Genomic DNA, 11,309 nt, shown 5'->3' on the forward strand with positions numbered 1-11,309 from the left:
AGCTAAGTATAGATTCACGGCACTCGAGGGCTGCCTAGATCGCGAGGCGTTACTTGGTGTCGACCGACGGCTGGCGCGCGGAGGGAACAGCGACCTGCACAACGGCGTTGCCTCTTTTCCGGCCTGCGCTGACGTGCCGGTGTGCCTCGGCGATGTCGGTGAGGTCGAAGGTGCAGTCGATGACGGGGCGGAGTTGGCCTGTCTCTGCCAGCCGTGCGATGTGGGCGAGATCGGCGGCGATGAACGGGACGTTGCCGGCGGTGATGTGCGTGCCGGTCCGGCGTGAGCGCAGACCTGCGGCCAGAACCCCGTTGAGGTCGGTAATGACCGACAGCAGCGCTCCCCCGGGCTTGATCAGTGGCTGCAATTGCCGGAACGGTACGTTGCCGACACAGTCCACGATGATGTCGTAGGCCGCCACTGCCTGGGTGAAGTCCTCCTTGGTGTAGTCGATTACCGTCTCGGCGCCGAGGGAACGGACCAGTTCAGCGTTGGCGCCGCTGCACACTGCCGTGACGTGGGCACGTGCGATGTTGGCGAGCTGCACGGCTGCGGTTCCGACGGCGCCGGAGGCCCCGTTGACAAGCACCGACATTCCCGGATCCATGCTGGTCCTGCCGAGGAACGCCTGGGCAGTGATCCCGCCGAAGACCAGCGCCGCGGCTTCCTCGAACGTCAGGTTCGCGGGCTTTTCGGTGATGGCCCCGTCCTGCGGGACAGTGACGTATTCGGCGTGGCCGCCGAACTTCCCGCCCAGCATGGCGATCACCTCGTCACCAGGCTTGAAGCGGGCGACGTCGGGACCGACTGATTCGATGACGCCGGCGATGTCCATGCCTAGAACGCGGATGCGCGGGGTGATGAACCCGAGGGTGACCGAGCTGCGAAGCTTCAGCCCTTTTGGAACGTGCTTGGTCCGGGCCCGGTAGTCAGCGGCGCTGACAGTGGTTGCCTGGACCTTGACCAGCAGCTCGCCGCGCTGCGGGGTGGGCTTGGTCTGCTCCTCGATCCGGACCACGTCCGGGCCGCCGAAGCGGTGGTATACGGCGGCTTTCATCGCCCGGTCCCGCCGCTCGTGCCGGTACCTGTCGCGGTGAGCTCGGCTACGGCGTCGGGGTTGAAGCCCTTGACGACCAGCCAGATGCCCAACCCGAATTCCCAGATGGCCAGGAGCAGTGCACCGAGTCCGGCCAGCGGCGACACCGGACCCCACAGGCCGAAGAGCATGCCGACTGCCCCGGCGATGAGCAGCGGCGCCCCAATGAATCCGGACACCGGCAACGCCCGGGGCAGCAGACGGGACTTGTACATCAGTGAGCCGAGCAGTAGTGCGTTGAACGCAGGAATCAGGCCTTGTCCGAGCAGCGTGGTCCAGACGTGCTGGGTCAGCAGCGCCTGGCCGGTGATAAGGGCATCGTCTCCGGCGCCGGCCTGCCGGAGGCTGACGATCGACATCATCGCCACGACCCCGGCGAAGATCGCCCCTGCTTCCAGGATCCGCGCCCCGACGAACCCGAGCGCGACTCCTTCGTTCTGTTGCTTCACCACCGGATACAGCGCGACGCCTGTTCCGATGCAGGCCAGGGCGACGATGACCTCCAACAGCCCGCCGACGATGACAAGGGTGTCGGGGCCGGGACCGGCGATGTACCCAGCGTCGGTCTTCACACGGTCATAGAGGAAGAGGGTAGGAATGGACACGAACGTGAGGAGGTAAAGCACTCCGGCGGTCAGCGAGGTCTTCCGGTGCGAAACCAGAGGCACCTTCGTGGTTCCGGGCTCAGCGGTAATCATGGTGATATTTCTCCTGATGAGAGGGGCGGGTGCAGGTGTCAGCGGGAGTCGGGCAGCCAGCGGTCGCCGCGTCTGGTCACGTACTGCCGGACCAGGTACGGCCAGGGAAGGATGAGGAGGACGATCACGACAAGTGAGCAGTTGATGGCGACACTGGCGGTGGCGTTGTTGAGTTCACCGGCAAGCCACAGCGGAAGCGCCACAGTGCTGAGCCAGATCACTTTCCATGTCATTTCGAACAGCAGGACCGGGATCAGCTTCACCGGGTAGCGGACACCGAGGAAGAACAGCAGGGACTGCGCGACGAGCATGCACACTACAACCCCGTCCATCAGCGCCCACGACGCATCGTGCCCGATCAGCAGGGGCCACCGCGTGACCGCCAGGCCGAGCGCCATAAACAGGTAGCCGGCACGCAACAGGTACAGACGCAGCAGGGACAGGTCCTCCGCGGCTCTCGACTCTGTCTTCGGGTTGGGCTTGGACGTTGCCGGTAATGACATTGCAGGCTCCTTGTTCACTTGCCCGGAAAACTGAGGGACGTTCATTCCTTGAGGGTGCGCCGCTCTGCGACGGCAGCAAAGTTTTGTTGCCAAAGCTGGTACACGGCGGTTTTTAGTGATCGCCGACCGAGCCGGCTGAAGGGCCGATCATGCGTACTGAGATGAGGACCATGCCCAGGTCGCGGACCTTGTTGAGGAGGCTGTGCAGTGCCGCCTGGTCCGCTACCGGGCCGCGGAGAGCTGTCGTACCGTCACTTGCGCGGGTGAGTTCGAGGTGCTCGAACCATTCCACCCAGTGATCATCGAGGTGCCCTTCCACCCGGAGCTCGTAGTGGCCGGGTTCGTGACCGTGGGGCATGTGGCCGGTCACGGTACCGGAACCTTGGTTGTGTCACGGCTGGCGTGGTTCCACGGCCTTTGTCGGCGGATTGCCCATTCGGCGGCGGCAAGATTAATAATCCAGCCGGCGCCGTTGAGAAGCGCAACGTTGAGTGCGGTTTTCCCAAAGATCGCCTCACCGAACCCCAGCGTGAATACCTGGGTGCCCGCGCCCAGCCCCAAGGCGTAGGCGCGGATCATCCACTGCCGGTGCCGAGGGATGTCCCGGCCGCGGACAGCGGCGAAGCCAACAGCGATGCATAGCGCCATTCCCACCCCGGCCAGCAAACGGAACACGAACAGCAGGTCCCCCGATCCGGCAGGGAAGGAAACAAACTGGTTCAGCCAAAGACCCGACAAGGCCACCAGCATCCCCACCACGACCAGAACCCGCCCGGCCCTCCGGTGCCAAGCCGGCTTGCGGCGCCGGAAGCTCGGCGAGAACTGGAAGGCACCGAGAACCACAAAGATGGTGGCGGTAATGATGTGGACGGCCACCGGGACAGGAAGAGGGAGGCTCCCGTTATCGGTGGACCCGTCCGCGGTGCCCAGGGAAAGCGCGATGCGCCTTAGAGTGTTCGCCAGTATGGGAACGAGACCCAGGGCGATCAGGCCGGTGATGAGAAGCCCGGCACGTGGTTTTGGACGCTGTCCTTCCCTGCGGCTGCGGGCAGGGGCTGGTACTGCCCCTGCACTGTCCTTGCCGTCCATCACCGATCCCGTTTCTGATCGTCACTTGGCTACGGCGCGGCCACGCCCCGGGACGGCGGTCCCGGCAGCCGGGGAAACCGTTTGGCGGGCCCTGACCCACAGCGAGTAACCCAGCCAAGCCACGGCGATACCTACGGGAAGGGCGGCGAAGCGTCCGACCGCGTGGGGAAACAGCGGAAGCAGGGCGGTAGACACTGATCCCACGGCAAGCAGGATGCCCGCCCAGCGGGCGAGGATCCGGGCGCGGAAGATGGCGATGCCGAAAGTCAGTCCGCCGAGGAAGTAGATCGCGAATGCGAACGTGCCGATCCCCTCCAGAGGGCCCAGGCTTCCGTCGGCTGCGGCGCCGCCGAAGATGCCCAGGATGTCCGTTGCAATGTGCGGAGCCTGCTCGGCCAGTGGCGGCAGCACGAAGGCTTCCACGAACGAGTTCGCTATGACGGTCAAGTAGAACAGTCCGAGCAGGAGAAACCCGGACAGCCCCAGCAGCCCCGTCTCCTTCACCTGCTTGAGGTACATCCCGGTGATCCCGGCAAGGCCGAGGACACCCATCGCCACGGTCAGGTAATGCACGATGGCCCAGGTGCTGCCGGCGACGTTCGCGACTTCCTCCGCCGGGTGGACGAACTGTATCGATGCGTACAGCAGTCCGGCGGCTATGGCGGCGACGCCGGCAGCTCCGCTGAGTTTGGACGGGGTGATAGTCATTTCCGCGCTCCCTTGTTTTGCTTTGCCCTGGGCATGGGTGCTGGGGGCGATTCCAAAGCTACGGATGCGTGTGGTGACACGGCATCACCACATGTGGTGACTGACGTGGTGATCCCGATGGACTTGTTCCGTTCAGAGGACCCCGTGCTCGCGTGCCCGGCGAACTGCCTCCGCCCGGCTGTTCACTTGGAGCTTTTCGAAGATGTGCCGGGTATGGGTCCTGAGTGTGTTGAGTGAGACAAACAACTGCCGGGCAACCTCCGGGCCGCTCAGGGAAGAGTCGAGCAGCCGGAGCACTTGGAGTTCCCGTTCGCTCAGCTGGACGGGCATGCCGTCCGTGCCGCGAGGCGTGGCAGGCACCGTTTCCCCGGTGTTGGCTGCGTGGAGCAGGTGGCTAACGAAGCTGGGACAGATTCGCTCGGCGGCGGCCTTGTGCAGCAAAGCGATCATGGGTGCGCCTTCATCGAGGAACAGCCGCACATGGCCTTCGGCTTCGGTGCGTATGAGTGCCTGTTCCAAGGCTTCGAGCGCCAAGCCCACACGGCCCTGTACCTGGTACGCCTTTGCCTTCAATACGAGGATCTCGTTGACACTGCCACCGCGCCCGGAGGCTTGGGCGGCCTGAAGCAACCGCTCGAGCAGATCGAAGGCGCCGCCGAGGGAGCCGTTAGGGTCTGCTTCCTGTTCAGCGATGAGCAGGCGGGCGAGGGTGAGGTGCTCGAATTCCCGCAGGTAGGTCAGCTCGTCACCGGCACTGAGCCTCCGCGCCCTGGCCCAGTCCGATGCTTCCCGCAGCGCCCCTTGCCCGATCCAGATCCGCGCCTTCATCGCCGGGATCGGCCGGACGTCGGGAAAGAACCCCCGCAGGTAGCGGCGCTCGGCCTCCTCCAGCAGCTCAAGGGCGCGGCCGGGGTCTCCGGACAGGTACTGGAGGCGTGCCATCACCACGAATCGGCGGTACAGGTTCTCCGGCAGGGACGCTGCCTCACCGAGCGTGATGCCCGATTCCAGGTGTGCTCTCGCGGCCGCGGGCGCGCCGGACTCACAGTACAGGGCGCTGATTCCCACATGGAGGTCCGCGGTTGGCGGACCAGACGCTATGCCCGCAGAATCCGCGGCGGTGAGGGCTTGTTCCAGAAGACGGCGGGCCTCGGTCAGGCTGCCCCTGGCCATCCACATGTCCGCCAGGACCATGGTGCTGGCGAGTTCGTCGGCGATATTTCCCGCACCATGCAGGTTCGGGGCCACTTCGGCGAAGGTGGGCACTGCCGTGTCGAGATCACCGCGGGCCCACGCGGCCAGCCCGAGGAACCCTGCTGCCGCGGCCCGGGACAGGTGATCGCCCGGACCGCATAACTCCAACGCGCGCCGGGCATGGGCGGCGGTCCCTGTCACATCCCCCGCTGCCTGAGCCAGCGCGGCCCGGTAGACGGCGATGGTCACCGGCAGGGCGCGGAACTCTTCGCTTTCGGCTTTCAGTCCTCCGGGGAGATTACGCGTTCGTTCCCCATCCCGGGAAGCCTCTGCGAGTCCCCGTTCAGCATCCTGGAGCCGTTCCTCGACTGCATCCAGGTCACCGGAGGTGAGCATCAGCCAGGCGTAGAACACGCTGAGCACCGGGTTCCCGCGCACGATGTGGTCGGGAAGGGCGCTCAACCAGCCGCGCAGGGTTGCATCATGCCGGCTTCGTCGGATGGCCGGCAGTACCGCCTCCAGCAGCGCCCCTGCACGTTCGACGTCCCGGGCCGCCAGTGCATGCTTCAGTGCGTCCTCCAGCAGATCATGGTGCTGGTACCACTCACTGGCGCGCCGGTGCAGCGGCTTTTGGAGCTCAGGTTCCTCGTGCGAAGCACGGGCCCGGAGTACTTCGGCAAAGAGGTGGTGGTAGCGATACCACTGTCTCCGGTCGTCCAGGGGGACAACAAACAGATTCGCCCTCTCCAGGTGGTTAAGCACAGCACTGCTGCCTCCCTGGGCCGTGACCGCGTCACACAGCGGACCCGAGAGGCGGTCGAGGATGGCGGTGCGCATCAGGAAGCTCCGCACGTGGTCGGGCTGGCGCTGCAGTACCTCCTCGACCAGGTAATCCAGGATGAAGCGGTTGCTGCCGGTGAAAGCGTCGATGAAGCCTGGCACGTCCGCGTGCCCGCGCAGGGACAGCGCGGCGAGCTGCAGGCCGGCCGCCCACCCTTCCGTCCGGGCTTCGAGGGCGGAAATGTGCTCGGCGGAAAGGCTCAGCCCCATGCACTCATTCAGGAAGGCCCCGGCCTCCTGGGCCGAAAAGCGAAGGTCGGCAGCCCGCAGTTCAGTCATCTGATCCCGCCCCCTTAAACGGGACAAAGGAAGCGGTGGGTCAGAGCGGCTTGCCATGGCCAGATGCAGTTGGGGCGGGGAATGGTCGAGCAGGAACGCTACCGCGTCATGAACAGGGCGCGCTTCGACCGCATGGTAGTCGTCGAGTACGACGATGAACGCAGCTCCAGCCTGGGCGACGTCGTTGATGAGTGCAACCAGAACCGGTTCCGCCGCGGCGGCCTGGGTAGCGTCGAGCAGCGCTTTGGCACCGGACCCGATGCCCGCGTCCACGCCATGCATCCCGGCAACAAGATGGTTTAGGAAACGGGCAGGGTCGTTGTCGCCCGCATCCAGGGACAACCAAGCGACCCGCACCCCGGGGTCCGCTACCCGGACGCGGCGTACCCACTGGCTCAACAAGGTGGTCTTGCCAAAACCGGCCGGGGCGCAAATCAGCGTGAGCTTCCGATCTTCACGTGAGTCGGAGAGCAGAGGATCGACAAGCCTGGGCCGGGCGAGGGCGTGGCGTCGCGGGGCCGGAACATGGAACTTCGTGGCAAGCATGCTCATCGCCATTGTGTGAACTATACGGCGGCAAGCAGATGCTGTGTAGGGCCAACACCCCTGTCCTTGCTTAGCCTGCACGCGCCAAGTCACGTGCCCGTTCCAGGGCGTCGAGCACCAGGTCCAGACCGAAGCTGAATTCGTCGGCGTAGTTGTACCCCGGCTGCAGTACATGTTTGGCCATCAGCTCATAAAGGTAGGGGTATTCGCTGGCGGGCAGTTGCGCGAGCATGACGCTCGCCATGGCGGCGGCCTGTTCCTCGGTGTCAAAGGGCAGGGCCTTTTCCTGTTTGGCGTAGCCGTAAACGTAACTGTCCAGCGCCGAGAAGGCGTGCGCCGTCATGGCCAGGGAGAAGCCCCCGTTCCTGAATGTCCCGAGCACCCTGTCGTGATGCCTCAAAGTCCCGGGACCGGGGCTGGTTCCGGAGTCCATCAGACCGTTGGCCCACGGATGGCGCAGCAGGACTTCGCGGACCGAGACGGACCTTTTGCGCAGGGCAGTCTTCCAGTCATCGTCATGGGACGGCAGCTCGACCTCGCCATACAGGGAATCGATCATCCCATTGAGCAGGTCCTCCTTGTTGGAGACATGGTTGTACAGCGACATCGCTTCCACCCCCAGCCCCTCCCCCAGCCGCCGCATGGAGAGCTTCTCAATGCCTTCCTCATCCGCAAGTCTGATCGCTGTCTGCAATACCCGCTCCCGGTTCAACCGGGCCCGGCCTTCAGTTCGCTGGACACTCTTCGCCGGCATCTTTCACCCTTCCACTGTGACTCCATTGACAAGCTTACACCGTAGGCGTAGCTTACTTACATCATAAGCTTACGGCGTAAGGAAGAACGATGAGCAACCTGGTCACAGCCTCCACCGCTGCACCTGCTTCGCACCCAAGGTCCCGCCTGGACTTCCGTACGTGGTCCCCCGCCACAGCCAGCCTCGTGTCCGGCCTCGGCCTGCTGGCCATGGTGGTCCTGATGACGGCCGGCTACTTCGGCGGCGTCGTACCGCTCATCACCCCTGGTGACGCAGCGAAGACAGCCGCGGACATCTCACAGTCAGGCATGGTGTACCTGGCCGGTGTTCTCGCCATCTTCCTGGTCACACTCATCGACGTCCTGGCTGCAGTTGCCTGGTTCGCGCTCTTCAAGAACGTGAACCGGAAACTGTCAGCCGTTGCCGCGTGGATGCGTGTCACCTTCGCAGGCTTGTTTGCAGTGGCTACCGGCCAGCTGGCCTACGCCTACACCGTTCTCGATCAACCCGAACTGGCTCTGCACGCCATCGAATCATTCCGAACGATCTGGCTCATCAGCCTCGGACTTTTCGGCCTGTACCTCATCCTGATCGGTTACCTGGAATTCCTCTCGGTCTTCGTACCCAAAGTCTTCGGTGTACTTCTCGTCATCTCCGGCACCGGATACATCATCGACGCCATCGGGGTCGCGTTCGTCGAAGGATTCACCCCGATGTACGGGCTGTTCGCCATCATCGGCGAAACGGCCGGGATCTTCTGGCTCCTGATCAAAGGCCGGAAGCTCACCATCCGCTGAACCCACAACACCGCGAAAAAAGCCTCACGGCCGGCCCTCTCAGACGGGCCGGCCGTGCTGGTCGTGGCGCTGCTTGTTCGCCTTCGCACGGACGTGCATCCTCTCGCCCTGACCGCCAAAGACACTGAGTACTTCTGCCTGCTGATCCCCCGTGCTCCCAAACCAATGGGGCACATGAGTATCAAACTCGGCCACCTCACCCGGCCCGAGGACCAGATCATGGTCACCAAGCACAAGGCGCATCCGCCCCGAAAGGACATAAAGCCACTCGTAGCCTTCGTGAGTCTTCAGGACAGGCTCAATCTTTGAGGTGGGGATGACGATCTTCCAGGCCTGCATGCCTCCAGGCTGGCGGGTCAGCGGAATGACCGTACGCCCGTTGGCGTTTCGGGGCTTAAGGCGGATACGGGGATCACCGACTTCAGGTGCGCCGACCAACTCATCCAAGGGCACGCGGTAAGCCTGGGCCAACGGCAGGAGCAGCTCCAGGCTCGGACGCCGCTGGCCGGACTCCAGCCGCGACAACGTGCTCTTCGAAATGCCAGTTGCAGCTGCGAGACTCGTCAACGTCACGCCGCGCTGCATGCGAAGACGTTTGAGCCGCACCCCCACCTGGTCAAGAGCGGCGGCAATCACTGCTGGCTGGTCATTCACACCGCTTATCAAACCCCCGTTTCCCGGAAACAGCAACGATTGTTGTCGAGACTGGAATTCCGGATGAACCTGAAGCCATGAACGAATACGACGTAGTAATAGTAGGCGGCGGAGCCGCAGGATTATCGGCAGCCCTGGTACTGACCAGAGCCCGCCGCAAAGTCCTTGTGATCGATTCCGGTACACCCCGAAACGCCCCGGCTAGGCACATGCACGGCTTCCTCTCCCGCGACGGCCTCCCACCGGCAGAACTCCTATCCCTGGGACGGGCCGAGGTGGAAAGCTACGCGGGCCAGATCCTTGGCGGTGTTGTCACTGAACTGGTGCAGTCCGGCAGCACGGGATTTTGGGTGCTGCTGTCAGGCGGCCGGCGCATTTCCACCCGGCGGCTCCTCGTCGCCACCGGGCTCCGCGATGAACTGCCAACTATCCCCGGCCTTGCCGAACGGTGGGCGCGGGATGTCCTCCATTGCCCCTACTGCCACGGCTATGAAGTCCGTGAACAGCAGCTGGGCGTACTGGGCGGCTCCCCGGAGACAGTCCTTTACGCACAGATAATCCGTCAATGGGCAAAGGACGTCGTGCTGTTCGTACCAGCCGGGTTCCTCACGCAACTTCAGCGCTCAGAGCTCGTCGCCCGTGCCATCGGAGTCGTCGAAGGCCACATCAACCGAATCCTGACTGACGATGACCACCTGCAAGGCGTCGAAATGGACGACGGCAGGACCATCCTGCGCGACGCGCTGTTCGTACCGCCGCGCTTCGTTCCCAACAATGACCTACTCGTCGGACTCGGCTGTGAAATAGACCAAACCGGATGGGCCGTCAAAGACGGCACGGGCCAGACCACCGTGCCGGGAGCATGGATAGCAGGCAATGTCGCGAATCCCCGGGCCCAAGTCATAACTGCGGCCGGCGAAGGATCCGCCGCCGCCATCGCCATCAACGCCCACCTGGTCGACCAGGACGTCAGGCTCGCCGTCAAGGCCTTCAACATGGGCTTCTGACCAAGTGTTTCCCGGCCTCAGCAACTCCCCAGCTCAAACAAAAAGCTACTAAGGAGCTCCCGTGCCCAGCACCTCGACAACCACCCACCCTGCACCGCCAACAAAACACCAGCTGGCACTGATGATCTGGCTCGCTGTCTTCCCCACTCTGACAGCCATCAACCTAGTCTTCGGAGACTGGCTCGCCACCCTGCACCCCGTCCTGCGCACCTTTGTCCTGGCTACCGTTGCTGTTCCCATCGTTATCTACGGCATCATGCCTCAACTTCACCGGCTGCGCACACGACTGGCGAACCGCACCGCCACCTAGCCCCGCCCAAGATGCCTATTAGGACCTTACGTAAGGCTGGTTATCGGCGTTCCAAAAGCACTGAGAATAGGGGCTCCCGGCTTCCGTGATCAGCGCACGAAGGCCGGAACGCAGGAGTCGTTGAAGGGCTCGAACCAGTCCTTGAGATCCATCGGGGCGAGGCCGAGCTGCATGTTCAGTTCGACGTCACCTTCGAATCCGTCCAGCGCGTTCTGGTAGAGCATCTCGCTGTCCGTGTATTCGAGCGTGCGTCCTTCAAGCCGGCCGCGCCAGCCGTCCGCAAGGTCGAGCCCGTACAGGTCCTGAATGACTTCCACCTGGTCCAACAGGCACCGGACCGCCAGCTCCTGGGCCACACAGGACGGATGGGTCCAACCGCGGACCAGCGCCGCCGACATGTCTGTGGCAATGACCAGAAGCTGCTGCGCAAACCGGACGTCGTACTTGCCGGCATGCTTGGGCGGCAGCCCGGACAGCACGAAGCTGCCGGCGACGTCCTGCCCGGCTGATTTGGGCGAGGCTCCGCAGCTCGGCGATGTCCTCGAAGAGCTGGTCGATCAGGACGGCCGACCCCTCCCAGAGGGCGCCGGCCAGGAGCTTTGCCTGGAGCTGGCTTTTATGCCGCTGCTCGGGCGTGACCGACTGCATCCATTCCAGGTCCGCGCTCTCCAGGTCGTTCCGTTCATCAGTGCCAAGATCCTCCAGACCCGGCTTGTACCCCAGCTGCTCCAGACTGATACCGGTCAGCTCCTCACCGACGTGGATCAGGTACTCGAATAGTTCTCGTGTTCTGGGGTCATGGGCCTGATGCTACAGGTACGCGCCGACGGCTCC

At 64.0% G+C, this 11,309-nt stretch carries 15 protein-coding genes; 5 read left to right on the top strand and 10 right to left on the bottom strand.

Features of this window, described 5'->3' with window-relative positions; all coding sequences use genetic code 11:
• Positions 1 to 49: 49 nt before the first annotated feature.
• From CXQ90_RS06495 to CXQ90_RS06525, 7 genes are all read right to left on the bottom strand, one after another.
• Positions 50 to 1,057, bottom strand: a complete 1,008-nt coding sequence (locus tag CXQ90_RS06495; RefSeq protein WP_104137831.1) for an NAD(P)-dependent alcohol dehydrogenase — start codon at positions 1,055 to 1,057, stop codon at positions 50 to 52.
• Entirely contained in the window at positions 1,054 to 1,794 is a 741-nt protein-coding gene (locus CXQ90_RS06500; protein ID WP_104137832.1) for a DUF4386 domain-containing protein, read from the bottom strand. Before CXQ90_RS06500 ends, CXQ90_RS06495 begins: the two co-directional genes overlap by 4 nt.
• Positions 1,795 to 1,832: 38 nt before the next feature.
• A complete protein-coding gene (locus tag CXQ90_RS06505) occupies positions 1,833 to 2,297 on the bottom strand; it encodes a hypothetical protein (protein ID WP_104137833.1) in 465 nt (154 codons plus the stop codon).
• A 112-nt stretch (positions 2,298 to 2,409) separates the two neighbouring features.
• Positions 2,410 to 2,667, bottom strand: a complete 258-nt coding sequence (locus tag CXQ90_RS06510) for a hypothetical protein (protein ID WP_219816641.1) — start codon at positions 2,665 to 2,667, stop codon at positions 2,410 to 2,412.
• Positions 2,664 to 3,386 (bottom strand): DUF2306 domain-containing protein, encoded by a 723-nt coding sequence (locus tag CXQ90_RS06515; protein ID WP_104137835.1) that lies wholly within the window; start codon positions 3,384 to 3,386, stop codon positions 2,664 to 2,666. Before CXQ90_RS06515 ends, CXQ90_RS06510 begins: the two co-directional genes overlap by 4 nt.
• A 21-nt stretch (positions 3,387 to 3,407) precedes the next feature.
• On the bottom strand, positions 3,408 to 4,094 hold the full coding sequence (locus tag CXQ90_RS06520) for a hypothetical protein (protein ID WP_181038448.1): 687 nt from the start codon (positions 4,092 to 4,094) through the stop codon (positions 3,408 to 3,410).
• A 132-nt stretch (positions 4,095 to 4,226) separates the two neighbouring features.
• The gene (locus CXQ90_RS06525; RefSeq protein WP_219816642.1) at positions 4,227 to 6,407 is read right to left on the bottom strand and encodes a LuxR C-terminal-related transcriptional regulator; all 2,181 of its coding nucleotides are present in this window, start codon (positions 6,405 to 6,407) and stop codon (positions 4,227 to 4,229) included.
• 81 nt (positions 6,408 to 6,488) lie between these two features.
• Between CXQ90_RS06525 and CXQ90_RS22620 the strand changes: the two genes are divergently transcribed.
• Positions 6,489 to 6,710, top strand: coding sequence for a hypothetical protein (locus CXQ90_RS22620; RefSeq protein ID WP_219816643.1), 222 nt, complete (start codon positions 6,489 to 6,491; stop codon positions 6,708 to 6,710).
• 313 nt (positions 6,711 to 7,023) lie between these two features.
• Here the strand turns inward: CXQ90_RS22620 and CXQ90_RS06530 are convergent, their stop codons facing one another.
• A complete protein-coding gene (locus CXQ90_RS06530) occupies positions 7,024 to 7,647 on the bottom strand; it encodes a TetR/AcrR family transcriptional regulator (protein ID WP_258064386.1) in 624 nt (207 codons plus the stop codon).
• 149 nt (positions 7,648 to 7,796) lie between these two features.
• Here CXQ90_RS06530 and CXQ90_RS06535 point away from each other — a divergent pair, with 149 nt between their 5' ends.
• The gene (locus CXQ90_RS06535) at positions 7,797 to 8,504 is read left to right on the top strand and encodes a DUF4386 domain-containing protein (RefSeq protein WP_104137839.1); all 708 of its coding nucleotides are present in this window, start codon (positions 7,797 to 7,799) and stop codon (positions 8,502 to 8,504) included.
• A gap of 39 nt (positions 8,505 to 8,543) precedes the next feature.
• Here CXQ90_RS06535 and CXQ90_RS06540 read toward each other — a convergent pair whose 3' ends face one another.
• Complete coding sequence (locus CXQ90_RS06540) at positions 8,544 to 9,140, bottom strand: XRE family transcriptional regulator (protein WP_308470544.1); 597 nt, start codon at positions 9,138 to 9,140, stop codon at positions 8,544 to 8,546.
• Between the two features lie 95 nt (positions 9,141 to 9,235).
• On the opposite strand from CXQ90_RS06540, the gene CXQ90_RS06545 reads away from it, so the two are divergent.
• Positions 9,236 to 10,165, top strand: coding sequence for an NAD(P)/FAD-dependent oxidoreductase (locus CXQ90_RS06545; RefSeq protein ID WP_104137842.1), 930 nt, complete (start codon positions 9,236 to 9,238; stop codon positions 10,163 to 10,165).
• A gap of 61 nt (positions 10,166 to 10,226) precedes the next feature.
• Positions 10,227 to 10,475: a hypothetical protein gene (locus CXQ90_RS06550; RefSeq protein ID WP_219816644.1), complete on the top strand. Its 249-nt coding sequence runs from the start codon at positions 10,227 to 10,229 to the stop codon at positions 10,473 to 10,475.
• An 89-nt stretch (positions 10,476 to 10,564) separates the two neighbouring features.
• Here the strand turns inward: CXQ90_RS06550 and CXQ90_RS06555 are convergent, their stop codons facing one another.
• Entirely contained in the window at positions 10,565 to 10,954 is a 390-nt protein-coding gene (locus tag CXQ90_RS06555) for a hypothetical protein (protein ID WP_104137844.1), read from the bottom strand.
• On the opposite strand from CXQ90_RS06555, the gene CXQ90_RS06560 reads away from it, so the two are divergent.
• A complete protein-coding gene (locus tag CXQ90_RS06560; protein WP_146068850.1) occupies positions 10,932 to 11,255 on the top strand; it encodes a hypothetical protein in 324 nt (107 codons plus the stop codon). The genes CXQ90_RS06555 and CXQ90_RS06560 overlap by 23 nt on opposite strands.
• The last annotated feature ends 54 nt before the right edge of the window (positions 11,256 to 11,309 follow it).

Source organism: Arthrobacter sp. ZGTC131, assembly GCF_002929275.1.
Taxonomy (GTDB): Bacteria; Actinomycetota; Actinomycetes; order Actinomycetales; family Micrococcaceae; genus Arthrobacter.